General features: G+C 71.4%; 13 protein-coding genes. 5 read left to right on the top strand and 8 right to left on the bottom strand.

What is annotated here, in order from left to right:
* Window positions 1-45: 45 nt before the first annotated feature.
* The 4 genes from ACH4KB_RS10400 to ACH4KB_RS10385 all read right to left on the bottom strand — a co-directional run bounded on the left by ACH4KB_RS10400 (window position 46) and on the right by ACH4KB_RS10385 (window position 4,810).
* Window positions 46-1,011, bottom strand: coding sequence for an ABC transporter permease (locus tag ACH4KB_RS10400; RefSeq protein ID WP_398065500.1), 966 nt, complete (start codon window positions 1,009-1,011; stop codon window positions 46-48).
* Complete coding sequence (locus tag ACH4KB_RS10395; RefSeq protein WP_398065637.1) at window positions 998-1,951, bottom strand: ABC transporter ATP-binding protein; 954 nt, start codon at window positions 1,949-1,951, stop codon at window positions 998-1,000. Before ACH4KB_RS10395 ends, ACH4KB_RS10400 begins: the two co-directional genes overlap by 14 nt.
* Window positions 1,952-2,290: 339 nt before the next feature.
* Window positions 2,291-3,544 carry an outer membrane lipoprotein carrier protein LolA gene (locus tag ACH4KB_RS10390; RefSeq protein WP_398065499.1) on the bottom strand — a complete coding sequence of 418 codons (1,254 nt, stop codon included), beginning with the start codon at window positions 3,542-3,544 and terminating at the stop codon, window positions 2,291-2,293.
* 255 nt (window positions 3,545-3,799) lie between these two features.
* Window positions 3,800-4,810 carry a polyprenyl synthetase family protein gene (locus ACH4KB_RS10385; protein WP_398065498.1) on the bottom strand — a complete coding sequence of 337 codons (1,011 nt, stop codon included), beginning with the start codon at window positions 4,808-4,810 and terminating at the stop codon, window positions 3,800-3,802.
* Window positions 4,811-4,969: 159 nt separating this feature from the next.
* On the opposite strand from ACH4KB_RS10385, the gene ACH4KB_RS10380 reads away from it, so the two are divergent.
* From ACH4KB_RS10380 to ACH4KB_RS10360, 5 genes are all read left to right on the top strand, one after another.
* Window positions 4,970-6,469 carry a peptide MFS transporter gene (locus ACH4KB_RS10380; protein ID WP_398065497.1) on the top strand — a complete coding sequence of 500 codons (1,500 nt, stop codon included), beginning with the start codon at window positions 4,970-4,972 and terminating at the stop codon, window positions 6,467-6,469.
* A 39-nt stretch (window positions 6,470-6,508) separates the two neighbouring features.
* Window positions 6,509-8,503: a CocE/NonD family hydrolase gene (locus ACH4KB_RS10375; RefSeq protein ID WP_398065496.1), complete on the top strand. Its 1,995-nt coding sequence runs from the start codon at window positions 6,509-6,511 to the stop codon at window positions 8,501-8,503.
* A gap of 158 nt (window positions 8,504-8,661) precedes the next feature.
* Window positions 8,662-9,891 (top strand): fumarylacetoacetase, encoded by a 1,230-nt coding sequence (gene fahA / locus ACH4KB_RS10370; protein WP_398065495.1) that lies wholly within the window; start codon window positions 8,662-8,664, stop codon window positions 9,889-9,891.
* Window positions 9,888-10,601: a GPP34 family phosphoprotein gene (locus tag ACH4KB_RS10365; protein ID WP_398065494.1), complete on the top strand. Its 714-nt coding sequence runs from the start codon at window positions 9,888-9,890 to the stop codon at window positions 10,599-10,601. Before fahA ends, ACH4KB_RS10365 begins: the two co-directional genes overlap by 4 nt.
* 130 nt (window positions 10,602-10,731) lie before the next feature.
* Window positions 10,732-11,340, top strand: coding sequence for a Uma2 family endonuclease (locus ACH4KB_RS10360; protein WP_398065493.1), 609 nt, complete (start codon window positions 10,732-10,734; stop codon window positions 11,338-11,340).
* A gap of 35 nt (window positions 11,341-11,375) precedes the next feature.
* Here the strand turns inward: ACH4KB_RS10360 and recQ are convergent, their stop codons facing one another.
* The 4 genes from recQ to nuoL all read right to left on the bottom strand — a co-directional run bounded on the left by recQ (window position 11,376) and on the right by nuoL (window position 18,759).
* A complete protein-coding gene (gene recQ, locus ACH4KB_RS10355) occupies window positions 11,376-13,478 on the bottom strand; it encodes a DNA helicase RecQ (protein ID WP_398065636.1) in 2,103 nt (700 codons plus the stop codon).
* Window positions 13,479-13,626: 148 nt separating this feature from the next.
* Window positions 13,627-15,291 carry an NADH-quinone oxidoreductase subunit NuoN gene (gene nuoN / locus ACH4KB_RS10350; protein WP_398065492.1) on the bottom strand — a complete coding sequence of 555 codons (1,665 nt, stop codon included), beginning with the start codon at window positions 15,289-15,291 and terminating at the stop codon, window positions 13,627-13,629.
* Window positions 15,288-16,859 (bottom strand): NADH-quinone oxidoreductase subunit M, encoded by a 1,572-nt coding sequence (locus ACH4KB_RS10345; protein WP_398065491.1) that lies wholly within the window; start codon window positions 16,857-16,859, stop codon window positions 15,288-15,290. The genes nuoN and ACH4KB_RS10345 overlap by 4 nt, the downstream gene beginning before the upstream one ends.
* 4 nt (window positions 16,860-16,863) lie before the next feature.
* Window positions 16,864-18,759, bottom strand: a complete 1,896-nt coding sequence (gene nuoL / locus ACH4KB_RS10340; protein ID WP_398065490.1) for an NADH-quinone oxidoreductase subunit L — start codon at window positions 18,757-18,759, stop codon at window positions 16,864-16,866.
* Window positions 18,760-18,765: the final 6 nt, after the last annotated feature.

Genomic DNA, 18,765 nt, shown 5'->3' with positions numbered 1-18,765 from the left:
CCAGGCCGCTCAGGCCGCGCACGTCTCTCAGGCCGCTCAGGCCGCTCAGGCCGTGATGTCCTTGGCCGTGAAGCGCGCCCAGGCCGCCGAGCCGAACACCGCGACGTACAGCCCCTGCAGTTGGAAGTTCTTCATCAGGTCGTCCCAGTGGACGGGTTCGCGCAGGACGTCTGCGAAGGACATCCAGTAGTGCGCGAACAGGTACGGGTGCACGCCGCTCAGCTGCGGAATGCTGTCCACGATCTGCACCGTGATCAGCAGCCCGACCGTGGCCGCCATCGCCCCGATCCCGCTGCCGGTCAGCGTCGAGACGAACAGCCCGAGCGCGGCGAACCCGGTCAGGGAGACCGCGACGACCAGCGCCGTCAGTGCCGCCCGCACCAGCCCCTCGCCGAAACTGATCCGGGTCCCGGAGATCGTGGTGACCTCGCCCACCGGGAAGAGCAGCGCGCCCACCGCCAGCGCCGAGGCCGCCACGACCAGGGTCGCGACCAGGCAGAAGGTGAGGACGGAGGCGTACTTCACCAGCAGCAGCCGGGTCCGGCCGGCCGGGGCGACCAGCAGATAACGCAGGGTGCCGCTGCTCGCCTCGCCCGCGATCGCGTCGCCCGCGACGACGCCGACGGCCATCGGCAGGAAGACCGGCAGGGTCGCGGCGAGGGCGGCGAAGACGAGAAACAGGCCGTTGTTGGTGACCTGGGCGAGGAACGCCGGGCCCGCCCCGCCGTCCGGGCCCCCCGCCCCGCCACCGCCGCCGCCCGTCTCGATCCGGACCGCGATCCCGATGAGTACGGGCACGGCGGCGAGCACGCCGAGCAGGGCGAAGGTCCGGTGGCGGCGGAACAGCGTGATGATCTCGGACCGGAGGAGCCCCAGCGTCCACAACGGGTTGCGGGGACGCACCGAATCGCGGGGACGCACCGGATCACGAGGACCCGCCGGACCGCCGGCTCCCTCCGCCCCGGCCCGCGGTGCTGTCCCGGCCTGCGACGGCGTCTCAGCCTGCGACATCGAATCCCTCTCCCGTGAGTGCGACGAAGGCGTCCTCCAGCGAGCCCCGCTCGACACCGAAGAACCGCACCCGCACCCCGCCGGACACCAGCGCCGCGTTGAGGTCGGCGAGGTCCACGGCGGCGGGCGGGGCATCGGCGGTCAGCCGGTCACCGTCGGCGCTCAGGCCGGTGAGCCCGTGCTCCTTGAGGATGCGGGCCGCGTCCCCCGGGTCGGGGGTGGTGACGGCGAGCCGGCCCCGGGCGCCCGCGGCGAGGTCGGCGACCGGGCCCTGGACGATCAGCCGGCCGCGGGCCATCACGGCGGCGTGCGTGCAGACCTGCTCGATCTCGTCCAGCAGATGGGAGGAGAGGAACACCGTGGTGCCCTCGGCGGCCAGCTCCCGGACCAGGGCACGGATCTCGCGCATGCCCTGCGGGTCGAGGCCGTTGGTCGGCTCGTCCAGGACCAGCAGCCGGCGCGGCCGGAGCAGGGCGGCGGCGAGCCCGAGGCGCTGCTTCATGCCGAGGGAGTACGCCTTGGCCTTCTTCCCGGAGGCGGCGGCGAGCCCGACCCGCGCCAGGGCCTCGTCGACGCGGGCCCGGCGGGTGCGCGGGTCGGCGGTGGGATCGGCCCGGTCGTAGCGCAGGAGGTTGTCCCGGCCGTTCAGGAAGCCGTACAGCGCGGGCCCCTCGATCAGCGCGCCGACCTCCGGCAGCACCGTACGTACGGCGGCGGGCATCGGGCGGCCGAGCACCTCGGCGGTACCGGACGTCGGGTCGATGAGACCCATCAGCATCCGGATCGTGGTGGTCTTCCCCGACCCGTTGGGGCCGAGGAAGCCGAAAACGCTGCCGCCGGGCACGGTCAGGTCCAGGCCGTCCACGGCGAGCTGGCCACCGCGGTAGCGCTTGGTCAGACCACGGGTGCGAATGACCGGACCGGCCGCCTCCGTACCCACCGGCCCGGCCGCCTCCCTACCCACCGGACCGGCCGCCTCCGGACCGGCCGCGCCGAGGCGCTCCGTGCCCGACGCGTGCACCGCACCCGCCGCACCCGTAGCACCCGCAGCACCCGCCGTGCCGGCAGCGTCCGCGCCGCCCGACGCGGCTCCCCCACCCGGTCCGGCCGGACCGGCCGGGCCGGTCGCTCCGGCGTTCCCCGTCCTCGTCATCCCGGTCGCCCCTCTCCCGTCCGCGCGGCTGGCAGCGCCCCCGCGGCACTGCCGCCCCGCCGCACGGTGTGCGACGGGGCGGGGTGTCCGGCGCCGGTCGTCCGGGACGGCGGGCGCCGGGGTGTCCTACTTGGCGGCGTCGGCGGCGTCGGCGGCGCGGACCAGCGCGTCCTTCGTCACCGCTCCGACGTACACCCGGCCGTCGTCCGTCAGCAGGGCATTGACCAGGCGCGTCTTGAAGACCGTGCCCGAACCGAACTTTCCGGTGACCTTGTCGCCGAGCGCGTCGAGGAAGCCCTGCGCCTCGGCCGGGACGTCGCCCGAGCCGGCCGCGGGAAGCCCCGTGCCGCCGGGGGTCCGGATCTCGGCGATCGAGGTCCAGCCCTTGCCGATGACGTTGAGGCCCTCGACGCCGTCCAGCTCGGCCAGCTGCCCGGGGAGCGCCTGCTGCGCCGCGCCGTGCTCGTCCTCGCCGGTCTCCAGCTCGTCGGCCTCGGTCACCTCGGCGCCCTTGGGCGGGGTGAAGTCGAAGGTGGACGCGGCGGGCTTGGAGAAGTCGACCTTGGTGAACCCGGCGTCGACCACGGCCTTGCCGCCGCTCGCCGCCGACAGGGTGAACTTCAGCGGTACGCCGTTCTCGGCGTCCACGGCGATACGGACCGAGCCGATCGTCGAACCGGACTGCTTCGGCTTGATCAGCAGCTGGTACGCGTCCCGCCCGGCGACCTGCGCCGTGCCGTCCACGGTGACCGAGGTGGTGTCCCCGGCCGCCGCGAGCGCCTGCTCTGCGAAGTCCTTCGGGGTGGCCGGAGCGCCCTTGTGGGCCTTCGGTGTCTTCTCCGCGCGCTTGCCGCCGTCCCGGCCCTCGGGAGCCTCCGCGTGGTAGACCTCGTCGGACTCGCTGTCGTACGCCCAGACCTCGCCCTGGTTGTGGATGAGGCTGTACTCGGACGCGTCCCCGAGGATGGAGAGCTTCTGCCGCTCCGGGCCGTCGGCGGCCACCCGCAGCGTGTGCGTGCCGGACGTCAGCTCCATGAGCTTGTCCTTCGGGGCCGCCGCGCCGCCGTCCTTGTCCCCGCCCGCGCCGTCCGGTACGAGCGAGCCCGCGAGGCCGTCGAGGGGCAGGCCCAGGTCGGTGCTGATCTTGAACGTGCCGGAGAGCTGCTCCTCGTCGGAGGCGGCGATCCTCTCGATGAGCTGCTGTGCGGTGATCTTCGGCAGGTCCGGGTCGCCGGTGCTGGCGAGCGCCGGGACGAGCCCGATGGTCGCGGCCGCCACCCCCGCGACCGCGACGGGGACGATGTAGCGCGCCGCCTTCCGGCGGCCCACGACAGTGCTCGTGGCCTCGCCGGTGGTCTCTGCGCTGTCGTTCGGTGCCATGGTGTGCCCTACCTCCGTGGTCGGCGGCTTCCGTTGTCTACCATCTGACCAAAGAGGACGGTCCGAAGCGTCAGCCCGGGGAATCAACTCCACGTACTGCTCCGGTATGACAACCGGGAGGGTGGAGTAGGTCATCCAGTAGGGGTACGCCCTCACCGGATGACGCGCCGTCAGCGTCCGGCGCACCACGGCCGGGACCCGGAGCAGACAGGCGACCACGGCGAGGACCCGGCGCAGGCGACCGCGGAGAGCCTCTCAGCCCGCGCGGTGCACCACGGCGTCGCACAGCTCCTCCAGCGCGGACTTCGCGTACCCCTCGGGCAGCGGTGCGAGCGTGGCCCGCGCCGCCTGCGCGTAGCGCACGGTGTCCTGGCGGGCCTGCTCCAGCGCCGGGTGGGCGCGCAGCCGGCGCAGCACCTCGTCCAGGGCGGCGTCGTCGCCGAGGTCGCCGTCGAGCAGCTCGACGAGCTCCAGGTCGTCGGGCTTGCCGTCGGCCGCCGCCTGGGCGCGCAGCCGCAGGACGGGGAGCGTCGGGATGCCCTCGCGCAGGTCGGTGCCGGGGGTCTTGCCGGACTCGTGGGAGTCGGAGGCGATGTCGAGGACGTCGTCGGCGAGCTGGAAGGCGATGCCGAGTCGTTCCCCGTACTGGGTGAGGACGTCCACGGTCCGCTCGTCGGCGCCGGACATCATCGCGCCGAAGCGGCCGGACACGGCGACCAGCGAGCCGGTCTTGCCGCTGAGGACGTCCAGGTAGTGGTCGACCGGGTCGCGGCCGTCGCGCGGGCCCGCGGTCTCCAGGATCTGGCCGGTGACGAGCCGTTCGAAGGCCTCCGCCTGGACGCGGACGGCCTCGGGGCCGAGGTCGGCCAGGATGTGGGAGGCGCGGGCGAAGAGGAAGTCGCCGGTGAGGACGGCGACGGAGTTGCCCCAGCGGGTGTTGGCGCTGGGCACCCCGCGCCGCACGTCGGCCTCGTCCATCACGTCGTCGTGGTAGAGCGTGGCCAGGTGGGTCAGTTCGACGACGACGGCGGCGGGGACGACGCCCGGCGCGCCCGGATCACCGAATTGTGACGCGAGCATGACCAGCAGGGGCCGGAACCGCTTGCCCCCGGCCCGCACGAGATGCTGGGCGGCATCCGTGATGAAGGGGACATCGCTCTTGGTGGCTTCGAGCAGCCCTGCCTCGACAGCGGCCAGGCCCGACTGGACATCGGCCTCAAGAGCCTGGTCCCGCACGTGCAGTCCGAACGGCCCGACGACGGTCACGAGGGCATCTCCTGTCTGCTGACGATCACACGCGATGTCGATGTGTCGCTAGGTCTCGAAACAACTTCAGCGTATCCGGTCCGCTATGGATCACCGTGGGCGGCTTCCCATGACCGCCGGTATGTTCGGGATCAGCTCATACGATCAGGAGTCCCCGTTTTGTCGCACAGCACCACCGGCACGGAGCCGGCCCCGCCCCCTCCCGAGGACGACCACGCCTTCTTCGGGCACCCGCGGGGCCTGATGACCCTGTCCGGCCTGGAGGTCTGGGAGCGGTTCTCGTTCCTGGGCATGCAGGCCATCCTGGTGCTGTTCTTCGCCGACACGTTGGCGAACGGCGGCATGGCCATGGACCCCGGAACCGCCGCCTCCGTATCCGCCGCCTACGGGACACTGGTCTACCTGGTCTCCGTGGCGGGCGGCTGGCTGGCCGACCGGATCCTCGGCTCGTACCGGGCCGTGCTGTACGGCGGCATCCTCATCGCGTGCGGCCACTACTGCATGGCCGTGCCCACCGACGCCATGACCTGGGTGGGCCTCGGCCTGATCAGCGCCGGAACGGGCCTGCTCAAGCCCAATGTGGCCTCCATGGTCGGCAAGCTCTACCGCACCGACGACGAGCGGCGCGACGCCGGCTTCGCCCTCTACTACATGGGCATCAACATCGGCGCGTTCGCCGGACCGCTGATCACCGGCTGGCTCGGCGACCACGTCAGCTGGCACTGGGGCTTCTCGGCCGCCGCGGTCGGCATGACCCTCGGGCTGATCCAGTACGTGGCGGGCCGCCGTCACCTGGCCGGGCGTAAGCACGCCGCGGAGTTCGCGCTGGCCCCCGACGCGATGCGCCGCGCGGTCCGGCTGATCATCGGCGGGGCCGTCCTGGTCGCCGTGGTGGCCACCGCCCTGGCCCTGGCGGGCTGGCTGACGATGGACCGGTTCGTCGACATCCTCACCGTCATCTCGGTGATCGCGCCGATCGTCTACTTCGTGGTGATGTTCCGCTCCCCCCGGGTCACCGCCGAGGAACGCGGCAGGCTCCGCCCGTACGTCGTCCTCTTCCTCGGGTCCGTCGTCTTCAACTTCATCCTCTTCCAGGCGTACTCGACGATGATGCTGCTCGCGTCGACGAACGCCCGGACCGAGATCTTCGGCTTCACCTTCCCGGCCAGCTGGTACGCCTCCGCGCTCGGCGCCTTCGAGGTCGCGCTCGCCCCGGTCGTCGCCGCGGTCTGGGTGAAGATGGGCCCGCGCCAGCCGCACGCCTCCAACAAGATCGCCTTCGGGGTGATCCTCGGCGGGCTCTCCTTCCTGCTGATGGTCCTGCCGACCTCCGGGCACGCCGACGACACGTACCGCATGGCTGCCTGGTGGATCGTCGGCTCGTACCTGCTGCTCGGACTCGGCGACATCCTGCTGGAGACCTCCGGCATGTCCGCCACCAGCAAGCTCGCCCCCAAGGCGTTCGCCAGCCAGACGATGGCCCTGTGGTTCCTCTCGCTCGCCCTGGCCAACGGCATCCAGGCCCAGGTCGTGAAGGTGTACGGCGAGGTCTCCACCCCCGCCTACTTCGGCGTCAACGGCGCGATCGCCGTGGCGGCGGGCGTGGCGATGATCGCCGCGGCCCCGTGGCTGAAACGCACCATGCACCCCGTCCACTGAGCGCGCCTTCGCACCCGTCGTCGTACATCGAGGTGACCCATGAACATCACGACCGAGTTCCCGTACGAGACCACCCGCGAGGACGTGTACATCCCGCTCCCCGACGGCACCCGGCTCTACGCCCGGATCTGGCGGCCGCTGACCGACGAACCGGTCCCGGCCCTGCTGGAGTACCTGCCCTACCGGCTCAGCGACTGGACCGCACCCCGGGACTGGCAGCGCCACCCCTGGTACGCGGGCCACGGCTACGCCTCCCTCCGGGTCGACGTCCGCGGCCACGGCAACAGCGAGGGGCTGCCGGGCGACGAGTACGACGCGCGGGAACTGGAGGACGGGGTCGCCGTCATCCACTGGCTGGCCCAGCAGGAGTGGTGCTCCGGCCGGGTCGGGATGTTCGGCATCTCCTGGGGCGGCTTCAACTCGCTCCAGATCGCCGCGCTCGCCCCCGAGCCGCTGAAGGCGATCGTCACCGTCTGCTCGGCCGACGACCGCTACGACAACGACGTCCACTACATGGGCGGCTCCGTCCTCGCCGTGGACATGCACGCCTGGGCCGCCACCATGCTCGCCTTCGTCTGCCGTCCGCCGGACCCGGCGCAGGTCGGTGACGGGTGGAAGGAGATGTGGCTGAAGCGGCTGGAGTCCGTCGACCCCTTCATCCACACCTGGCTGGCCCACCAGAGCCGCGACGACTACTGGAAGCACGGCAGCGTCTGCGAGGACTACGGCGCGATCAAGGCGAACGTCCTCGCGGTCGGCGGCTGGCACGACCCGTACCGAGACACCGTCCTGCGGCTCGTGGAGCACCTGGACCCGGAGCGGGTGCGCGGGGTGATCGGCCCCTGGTCGCACCAGTACCCCGACCGGGGGCTGCCGCCCGGGCCCGCGATCGGCTTCCTCCAGGAGACGCTGCGCTGGTGGGACCAGCACCTCAAGGGCCAGGAGACGGGTGTGATGCGGGAGCCGCTGCTGCGGTCCTGGATCAGCGGCTCGCACCCGCCCGCCACGGTCTACGAGACGCTGCCGGGCCGCTGGGTCGGGGACGCGAGCTGGCCCTCGGAGAACGTCTCCCCGGTGGCGTACGCCCTTCAGGGCGGCGAGCGGATCGTCGCCTCGCCGCAGCAGACCGGCCTGGACGCGGGCCGCTTCTTCCCGTTCGGCAACGACGCGGACCTGCCGCCGGACCAGCGGGACGAGGACGCGAAGTCGGTGTCCTTCGAGTTCCCCGTCGTGGACGCGCCGATCGAGATCCTCGGCCGCCCCCGGGTGAAGCTCCGCCTCCGGATGGACGCGGCCCGCGGCCAGGCCATCGCCCGGCTCTGCGACGTCGCGCCCGACGGCTCCTCCACCCTGGTCACCCGGGGCGTGCTCAACCTCGCCGCCCGGCACGGCCGCGACCGCACCGACGACTGGACCCCTGGCGAGACCGAGGACGTGGTCTTCGACCTCAACGGCATCGGGCACACCTTCCCGCCCGGCCACCGCATCCGGCTCGCCGTCTCCTCCTCGTACTGGCCCTGGATCTGGCCGCAGGCCGGCTCGGCGGGCTTCACCCTGGACGCGGACGGCAGCCTCGTCGAGCTCCCGGTGCGCCGCCACACCGAGGACCCGGCGATCACCTTCGGGGAGCCCGAGCAGTCCGAACCGCTCGGCGTGGTCTACCCGGTCACCCTGGAGGAGCCCCGCCCCGAACGCCTCGTCGTCCGCGATGTGGCCAAGGGCGAATGGCGCATGGAGGTCGACCCCCGCTACGGCGGTACGCGCGTCTACCCCGACGGCCTCGAATTCACCGAGGACGCCCTGGAGACGTACACGATCCGGCAGGACGACCCGCTCTCCGCGCGGACCCGCTCCGACTGGCGGATCCGGCTGCACCGCCCGGAGATGGCGTGGGACGTGGAGATCGAGACCCGCTCCGAGATCGCCGCCGACGACCAGGACTTCATCACCTCCAACGAGGTGATCTGCAAGGACGGCGGGGAGGTCGTCTTCCACCGCACCTGGGAGAAGCGCATCCCGCGCACGGCGGGCTGAGCGGTCTCCCTGATCGTTCTCCGGGCCCCCGGATCTCCGGGGGCCCGGCGAACTTTCCGGGCAATGCGCACAGTTGGGGATAGTCGGGGCACTGCCGCTGGGTAGGAGCCCCGACGTAACGTGTCCCCAACGCGACCTGGAAAGCGAGGCAGCACCACATGCCCGAGCAGAGCAGCCCGCTCGATCTGGCCGAGGGCGACCCCTTCGGCCCGCACAACCTTCCGTACGGTGTGTTCTCCACCCCCGACCACCCCGACGACCGCCGGGTCGGCGTCCGCATCGGCAACCACGTCCTGGACGCCGGGGCCGCCGCCCACGCGCTGGGCTCCCCCTACGCGGGGCTGCTCGCGCAACCGAGCCTGACACCGCTGCTCGCGGCGGGCCGCACCGCCTGGCGGGACGTGCGCCGCGCGCTCACCGCCTGGCTGACGGTCCCCGCCCACCGCGCGGACATCGAGCCGCTGCTGCACCCGGTGGACGCGGTGACCCTGCACCTGCCGTACGAGGTCGCGGACTACGTCGACTTCTACGCCAGCGAGCACCACGCCACCAACGTCGGACAGATCTTCCGGCCGGACGGCGACGCGCTCACCCCCAACTGGAAGCACCTGCCGATCGGTTACCACGGCCGCTCCGGCACCGTCGTGGTCTCCGGCACCGACGTGGTGCGCCCCAGCGGGCAGCGCAAGGCCCCCGCCGACCCGGCCCCCGTCTTCGGGCCCTCGGTGAAGCTCGACATCGAGGCCGAGGTCGGTTTCGTCGTCGGCGTCCCCTCCGCGCACGGCACTCCGGTGCCGCTGACCGACTTCCGCGAGCACGTCTTCGGCCTCTCGCTCCTCAACGACTGGTCCGCCCGCGACCTCCAGGCCTGGGAGTACGTGCCGCTCGGCCCGTTCCTCGGCAAGTCGTTCGCCACCTCCGTCTCCGCCTGGGTCACCCCGCTGGAGGCCCTGGACGCCGCCCGCACGGCACCCCCGGCCCGCGACGTCCCCCTGCTCCCCTACCTCGACGACGCGGCGGACGAGGAGCCGGGCGGCTTCGACATCCGCATCACCGTCGAGATCAACGGGCAGGTGGTCGCCGAGCCGCCGTTCGCCTCGATGTACTGGACGGCCGCCCAGCAGCTGGCCCACATGACGGTGAACGGCGCGTCGCTGCGCACCGGCGACCTGTACGGCTCCGGCACCGTCAGCGGCCCCGAGCCCGCCCAGCGCGGCTCGCTCCTGGAGCTGACCTGGAACGGCCGCGACGCGCTCGAACTCCCCGAGGGCAAGCGGACGTTCCTGGAGGACGGCGACACGGTCACCCTGACCGCCTGGGCCCCCGGCCCGCACGGCACCCGGGTGGGCCTCGGCGACGTGACCGGAAGGATCGTCACCGCACGATGACGCAGGACGCCCCCGCGAGGCATGACGCTCCCGCGCTGACGCTGCCCGAGGAACTGATCCTGCTCGCCCTGGATCCCGACCGGGGCAAGCCGACGTGCGGGGCCCGTGATCTGGCGTACGGGACCGCTGGGGCCGCCCTCGCGGAGCTGGAGATCCAGGGCCGGATACGCGAGGAGCGCGGCCGGATCCAGGTGGTGAACCCGCTGGACCCGGCCGACCCGCTCCTCGCCGCCCTGCTCCGGACCCTGGACCCGCCGGCCAAGGGCCGCCGCCGGGGGATCCGCGCCCGGCGCTGGGTGGGCGAGTACGACCGGTACGTGCAGGAGAGGTACCTGGACTCCCTGGTCGAGCGCTCCGTCCTGTCCCGGAAGACCCACCGCTTCCTCGGCGTCTTCCCGTACCACCGCCACTACCCGGGCGTGCCGGACCTCGCGCCGGGCGTCCTCGACCGGTTCGCGGCGGCCGAGGCGGCGGGATATCCGGACCACCGCGCCCGGGTGCTGGCCGCCCTGGCCTCCGCCATCGGCCTGGCCGGCGACCTGACCCGCCTCGGCCGCACGGGCCGGACGGTCATGAAGGTCATGCGCCGCTCCGAGTGGACCGCCGTGGCCGTCCGCCACAACGTGAAGCAGAACGAGTCCGGCAACGGCTGGAGCGGCGACAGCGGGGGCGGAGAGAGCGGCGGCTGCGGAGGGGGCGGCGGGGATTAGAGGGCGGCGGGGGCCGTGGGAGCGGGCCGGTCAGCAGTGCGCGAGGCGTTCACACGTTCGGGGGAGCCTCATCCGGTTCCCGGCGGATACGCTGGTCGGGCCCGCGAGACTCCTTCCCATGGGAGCAATGATGAGCATCGAACCCGAGGCCTCCGAGCTGCGGTGGGCGGTCCCGCCCGAGGGCGGCTGGACCGCCGATGACCTGGACACACTCCCGAATCTGCCTCCGCACACGGAGCTGATCGACGGGAGCCTCGTTTTCGTGAGTCCGCAGACCCTGTTCCATTCGCGAGCGGTCGACTTCTTCAACTGGCAGCTGCAGTCCCTGGTACCGCCCGAGCTGGAGGTTGTCCGCGAGTTCACCATCGACATCGACCGCTACAACCGGCCCGAGCCCGATGTGATCGTCATCGACGGTGACGTCATCCAGGATCCGGACCAGACCCGGTTCCCCGCCGAGTCGGTGCGCCTCGCCATCGAGGTCGTCTCGCCCGAGTCCCGGTCCCGCGACCGGGAGACCAAGCCCGTGAAGTACGCCCGTGCGAAGATCTCCCACTACTGGCGGGTGGAGAACCACGACGGGCGGGCCGTGGTGTACGTCTTCGAGCGGGAGCCGGCCACCGGCGCGTACACCTCGACGGGGATCTTCCACGACCGGATGAAGGTGTCGGTGCCCTTCCCCGTGGATCTGGACCTCACGGCGATCACGCCCCGCCGCCGGGCGGCGGATCTCGGGTAGATCCGCCGCTCCTCCGCCTCACCGCCCGGTACGGATCACTCGTACTCGGGCGGTTCCTCGTCCCAGCCGAACTCGGGGTCGCTGTGCTGCGGGACCGGGGCCGGGGCTTGCGTACGGGCGGCCGGGGCCTTCGTACGGGCCGGGGCGGTCGCCGGGCGCGACGCGGGGGCCGGGGCCGCCGTACGTGGTGCGGAAGCCGGGGTCGTCGGTGCGGGAGCTTCCGCCGCCGCCCCCGGGGGCGTCTGCGCCAGGACCTCCAGCACGCCCTCCCCGTACGTCGCCAGCTTCTTCTCGCCCAGGCCGCTGACGCCGCCCAGCTCCGCGAGGGAGCTCGGGTGCAGCGTCGCGATCTCGCGCAGCGTGGCGTCGTGGAAGATGACGTACGCCGGGACGCCCTGCTCCTTCGCCGTCGCCCCGCGCCAGGTGCGCAGAGCCTCGAAGACCGGGACCGCGGACGCGGGGAGATCGGCGACGGCCGCCTTGCCCTTGGCGCCCTTGGCTCCGCCGGCCGAGGACGACGACCGGGACGTCGGCTTCTTCGGCTCCTTGCGGAGCAGCACGTCCCGCTCCCGCCCCAGGACCGTCGCGCTCTCGTCGGTCAGGACCAGCGTGCCGTACTCCCCCTCGACCGCGAGCAGCCCCTGGGCCAGCAGCTGGCGCACCACACCGCGCCACTCCGCCTCCGCCAGCTCCTCGCCGATGCCGAAGACGGAGAGCTGGTCGTGGTCGAACTGAATGACCTTGGCGGTCTTGCGGCCCAGCAGGATGTCGATGATCTGGCCGGCGCCGAACTTCTGGTTCCGTTCGCGCTTCAGCCGCACCACCGTGGAGAGCAGCTTCTGCGAGACGACCGTGCCGTCCCAGGTCTCCGGCGGGGTCAGGCAGGTGTCGCAGTTGCCGCAGGCGGGGGCCGTGGGTTCCTGGCCGAAGTAGGTCAGCAGCTGGGCCCGGCGGCACTGGACCGTCTCGCACAGGGCCAGCATCGAGTCCAGGTGGGAGGCGGCCCGGCGGCGGAACGCCTCGTCGCCCTCGCCGCCCTGGATGAGCTTGCGCTGCTGGACGACGTCCTGGAGTCCGTACGCCATCCAGGCCGTCGACGGCTCCCCGTCGCGGCCCGCGCGGCCGGTCTCCTGGTAATACCCCTCGACGGACTTGGGGAGGTCGACGTGGGCGACGAAGCGGACGTCCGGCTTGTCGATGCCCATACCGAACGCGATCGTCGCGACGACGACGAGCCCCTCCTCGCGGAGGAAGCGCGCCTGGTGGGTGGCGCGCGTCCCGGCGTCCAGGCCCGCGTGGTAGGGCACGGCCTCGACGCCGTTGCGGCAGAGGTACTCCGCGATCTTCTCGGTGGAGTTGCGCGAGAGGCAGTAGACGATGCCCGCGTCCCCGGCGTGCTCCTCCTTGAGGAAGGTGAGGAGCTGCTTCTTGGGCTCGGACTTCGACACGATCCGGTACTGGATGTTCGGCCGGTCGAAGCTCGCGACGAAGTGCTTCGCGTCGGGCATGCCGAGGCGGCGGGTGATCTCCTCGTGCGTGGCGTGGGTCGCGGTCGCCGTCAGGGCGATGCGCGGAACGTCGGGCCAGCGCTCGCCGAGCACGGACAGGGCCAGGTAGTCGGGGCGGAAGTCGTGGCCCCACTGGGCGACGCAGTGCGCCTCGTCGATCGCGAAGACGGAGATCTCGCCCCGGGCCAGCAGGGAGAGGGTGGAGTCCAGGCGCAGCCGCTCCGGCGCCAGGTAGAGCACGTCCAGCTCGCCCGCGAGGAACTGCGCCTCCATCGAGCGGCGCTCGTCGAAGTCCTGCGTGGAGTTCATGAAGCCGGCCCGGACGCCGAGCGCCCGCAGGGCGTCGACCTGGTCCTGCATGAGGGCGATCAGCGGGGAGACGACCACGCCGGTGCCCCGCCGGACCAGGGACGGGATCTGGTAGCAGAGGGACTTCCCGCCGCCGGTGGGCATGAGCACGACCGCGTCGCCGCCCGCCACCACATGCTCGATGACCGCGCCCTGCTCGCCGCGGAACGACTCGTACCCGAAGACGCGGTGCAGCGTCCGCAACGCCTCGCTCTCGCCGCCCGTGGAAGTCTCGCCCTCGCCGCCCGTGTCGGTGTCGGTCACCGTCCCGGTCACATCCATGGTCACGCCCAATGCTCTGTCCCCCGAGGGTCCGCACGCCCGGCCCTGTCCGTCTCGTCCCCGTCCACGATAGGCGGAGCCAACGACAGCGCCGGACGGTCTGTGGATAACCGACCGTCCGGCGCTGCTCTCCTCCCTACCGCGCGGGCTACCGCACGAACACTCCCGCCTGGCTGGCCAGGTCCAGGAAGTACTGCGGGGCCAGGCCCAGCACCAGGGTGACGGCGACGCCCACCGCGATCGTCGTCATGGTCAGCGGGGACGGGACGGCGACCGTGGGGCCGTCCGCCTTCGGTTCGCTGAAGAACATCAGGACGATCACGCGGATGTAGAAGAACGCCGCGACGGCCGAGGAGAGCACACCGACGACGACCAGTCCGCCGGCCCCGCCCTCGGCGGCGGCCTTGAACACCGCGAACTTCCCGGAGAACCCGGAGGTCAGCGGGATGCCCGCGAAGGCCAGCAGGAACACCGCGAAGACCGCGGCGACCAGCGGCGAGCGGCGGCCGAGCCCGGCCCACTTCGACAGGTGGGTGGCCTCGCCGCCCGCGTCCCGCACCAGGGTGACGACGGCGAACGCGCCGACCGTCACGAAGGAGTAGGCCAGCAGGTAGAAGAGGACCGAGGAGATGCCCTCCGGGCTGGCCGCGATGACGCCCGCGAGGATGAAGCCCGCGTGCGCGATCGAGGAGTAGGCCAGCAACCGCTTGATGTCGGTCTGGGTGATCGCGACGACCGCGCCGCCCAGCATCGTGACGATGGCCACCCCCCACATGACCGGCCGCAGGTCCCAGGCGAGGCCCGGCAGCGCCACGTACAGCAGGCGCAGCATCGCGCCGAACGCCGCGACCTTCGTGGCGGCGGCCATGAAACCGGTCACCGGGGTCGGGGCGCCTTGGTAGACGTCCGGGGTCCACATGTGGAACGGGATCGCACCGACCTTGAAGAGCAGGCCGACCAGGACCATCGCGCCGCCGATGAGCAGCAGTGCGTCGTTGCCCATGGTGTCGGCGAGGGCCGGGTCGATCTCCAGGACCGACCCGTCGACGACATTGGCGATGTCGGCGTACGAGAGGGAGCCCGCGTAGCCGTAGAGGAGGGCGATCCCGAAGAGGAAGAACGCCGAGGAGAACGCGCCGAGCAGGAAGTACTTCACGGCGGCCTCCTGCGACAGCAGCCGCTTGCGGCGGGCCACGGCGCACAGGAGGTAGAGCGGGAGGGAGAAGACCTCCAGAGCGATGAACAGGGTCAGCAGGTCGTTGGCGGCCGGGAAGACCAGCAGTCCCGCCACCGAGAAGAGGAGGAGCGGGAAGACCTCGGTGGTGGCGAAGCCGGCCCGGACGGCGGCCTTCTCGCCTTCACCGCCCGGTACGGCTCCGGCCTGGGCGGCGAAGGAGTCGACCCGGTTGCCGTGGGCGGTGGGGTCCAGTCGGCGCTCGGCGAAGGTGAACACCGCCACCATGGCGACCAGGAGAATGGTGCCCTGGAGGAACAGGGTGGGGCCGTCGATCGCGATGGCGCCCATGGCCACGATCCCGGCGTCCGTGGTGCCGTATCCGCCGGCCGCGAGGCCGACGATCGCGGCGAACGAGCCGGCGACCGCCACCACGGTCAGGAAGAGCTGGGCGTGGTAGCGGGCCCGGCGCGGCACGAAGGCCTCCACCAGGATGCCCAGGACGGCGGCGACCACGATGATCAGGACCGGCATCAGCTGGGTGTACTCGATCTTCGGCGCCGTGAACGTGCTGCCCGGTGCCGCCGATGTCACCCCGCTCGCCGTCGTCCACAGACTGTGGACAGCTGTTGCGCTCACTTGGCGGCCTCCACCTCGGGCTGGGGGTCCTTCTTCTGTACGTCGGACATGGTGTGCTCCACGGCCGGGTTGACGACCTCGGTGAGCGGCTTCGGGAAGACGCCCAGGAAGATCAGCACGGCGATCAGCGGAAGCGCGACCGCCAGCTCCCGGGCCCTGAGGTCCGGCATGGACCGGACCGATTCCTTCACCGGGCCGGTCATCGTGCGCTGGTAGAGGACCAGGACGTAGAGCGCGGCGAGCACGATGCCGGAGGTGGCGATGATGCCGGCCACCGGATAGGCGCTGAACGTGCCGACGAGGACCAGGAACTCACTGACGAACGGGGCGAGTCCGGGCAGCGACAGGGTGGCGAGCCCGCCGATGAGGAACGTCCCGGCCAGCACGGGGGCGACCTTCTGCACCCCGCCGTAGTCCGCGATGAGCCGTGATCCGCGCCGGGTGATGAGGAATCCGGCGACCAGCAGCAGCGCGGCCGTCGAGATCCCGTGGTTGACCATGTAGAGGGTGGCGCCCGACTGGCCCTGGCTGGTCATCGCGAAGATGCCCAGGATGATGAAGCCGAAGTGCGAGATCGAGGCGTAGGCGATGAGCCGCTTGATGTCGCGCTGGCCGACCGCGAGCAGCGCCCCGTACACGATGGAGACGAGCGCCAGGGTGATGACCACCGGCGTCGCCCACTTGCTGGCCTCCGGGAAGAGCCCGAGGCAGAAGCGGAGCATCGCGAAGGTGCCGACCTTGTCGACGATCGCGGTGATCAGCACGGCGACCGGGGCGGTGGCCTCGCCCATCGCGTTGGGCAGCCAGGTGTGCAGCGGCCAGAGCGGGGCCTTGATCGCGAAGGCGAGGAAGAACCCGAGGAAGAGCCACCGCTCGGTGCTGGTCGCCATCTCCAGGGAGCCGTTGGCCCGGGCCTCGGCGATCTCGGAGAGCGAGAAGCTGCCCGCGACCACGTACAGCCCGATGACGGCGGCCAGCATGATCAGGCCGCCGGCCAGGTTGTAGAGGAGGAACTTGACCGCCGCGTAGGAACGCTGGGTCGCGGCGTTCTCGTCGGTGCCCGCGTGGGCCCGGTCGCCGAAGCCGCCGATGAGGAAGTACATCGGGATGAGCATGGCTTCGAACAGGATGTAGAAGAGGAAGACGTCGGTCGCGGTGAACGACAGGATCACCATGGCCTCGACCATGAGGATCAGGGCGAAGAAGCCCTGCGTCGGACGCCAGCGCGAGGACTTCGTCTCCTGGGGGTCGGCGTCGTGCCAGCCGGCGACGATGACGAAGGGGATCAGCAGCGCGGTGAGGCCGAGGAGCGCCACCCCGATGCCGTCCACGCCCAGTTCGTAGCGGACGCCGAAGTCGGCGATCCAGGACCGGGACTCGGTGAGCTGGTAGCGGTCGCCGCCCGGTTCGAAGCGGAGGAAGACGACGGCCGCCAGGGCGAGCGTGCCGAGCGAGAAGAGCAGCGCGAGCCATTTGGCCGCGGTGCGCCGCGCGGCGGGGACCGCCGCGGTGGCGATGGCGCCGATCGCCGGGAGCGCCGCCGTCGCGGTCAGGAGGGGAAAGGACATGTGATCAGACCGCCCTCATCAGCAGGGTCGCGGCGATGACGACCGCCGTACCGCCGAACATCGAGACCGCGTAGGTGCGGGCGTAGCCGTTCTGCAGCTTGCGCAGCCGGCCGGAGAGCCCGCCGACCGAGGCGGCCGTGCCGTTGACGACGCCGTCGACCAGGGAGTGGTCCACGTAGACCAGCGAGCGGGTGAGGTGCTCGCCGCCGCGGACCAGGACCACGTGGTTGAAGTCGTCCTGGAGGAGATCGCGGCGGGCGGCCCGGGTGAGGACCGAGCCGCGCGGGGCGACGACGGGCACGGGCTTGCGCCCGTACATCGCCCAGGCGATCCCGACGCCGATGACCAGGGCCACCACGGTGGCTCCGGTGACCGTGGCCGCGCTCAGTGGGGCGTGCCCGTGGTCGTAACCAGTGACGGGCTCCAGCCAGTTGATGAACCGGTCACCGATGGCGAAGAACCCGCCGGCGAAGACCGAGCCGAAGGCCAGCACGATCATCGGGATCGTCATCGACTTCGGGGACTCGTGCGGGTGCGGCTCGTGGCCCTGAGCGTCCGGCTGCCAGCGCTTCTCACCGAAGAAGGTCATCAGCATCACGCGCGTCATGTAGAACGCGGTGATCGCGGCGCCCAGCAGGGCCACGGAGCCGAGGATCCAGCCCTCGGTGCCGCCCTTGGCGAAGGCCGCCTCGATGATCTTGTCCTTGGAGAAGAAGCCGGACAGGCCGGGGAAGCCGATGATGGCCAGATAGCCGAGGCCGAAGGTGACGAAGGTGACCGGCATGTACTTCCGCAGGCCACCGTACTTGCGCATGTCGACCTCGTCGTTCATGCCGTGCATGACGGAGCCCGCGCCGAGGAAGAGGCCGGCCTTGAAGAAGCCGTGCGTCACCAGGTGCATGATCGCGAAGATGTAGCCGATGGGGCCGAGGCCCGCGGCCAGGATCATGTAGCCGATCTGCGACATCGTGGAGCCGGCGAGGGCCTTCTTGATGTCGTCCTTCGCGCAACCGACGATGGCACCGAAGATCAGCGTGACCGCGCCGACGATGACGACGACCAGCTGGGCGTCCGGAGCGGCGTTGAAGATGGCGCCGGAGCGGACGATCAGATAGACGCCGGCCGTGACCATGGTCGCGGCGTGGATGAGGGCGGAGACCGGGGTCGGGCCCTCCATCGCGTCACCGAGCCACGATTGCAGCGGCACCTGGGCCGACTTGCCGCAGGCGGCCAGCAGCAGCATCAGCCCGATGGCGGTCAGCTTGCCCTGGCTCGTCTCGCCCGCCGACTCCAGCACCGGCCCGAAGGCGAAGGTGCCGAAAGTGGTGAACATCAGCATGATGGCGATCGACAGGCCCATGTCGCCGACCCGGTTGACCAGGAAGGCCTTCTTCGCGGCGGTGGCCGCGGTGGGCTTGTGCTGCCAGAAACCGATGAGCAGGAACGACGCCAGACCGACGCCCTCCCACCCGACGTACAGCAGGAGGTAGTTGTCGGCGATGACCAGGATGAGCATCGCCGCGAGGAACAGGTTGAGATAGCCGAAGAAACGGCGCCTGCGCTCGTCGTGCTCCATGTAGCCGATGGAGTAGATGTGGATCAGCGTGCCCACACCGGTGATGAGCAGGACGAACGTCATCGACAACTGGTCGAGCTGGAAGGCGATGTCGGCCTGGAAGCCCTCCACCGGAATCCAGCTGAACAGGTGCTGGTGCAGGGCCCGGTCCTCGGCGTCCTTCCCCAGCATGTCGGTGAAGAGGATCAGTCCGACGACGAACGAGGCTCCGGCCAGGACGGTGCCGAGCCAGTGGCCGGTCTTGTCCAGGCGGCGTCCGCCGCAGAGCAGGACCGCCGCTCCGAGCAGGGGCGCCGCGACGAGCAGCGCAATCAGGTTCTCCACGTTTCC

This window comes from Streptomyces sp. NPDC017520, from assembly GCF_044329855.1.
Lineage (GTDB): Bacteria > Actinomycetota > Actinomycetes > Streptomycetales > Streptomycetaceae > Streptomyces.
This window is presented reverse-complemented; position numbering and strand designations above follow the sequence as displayed.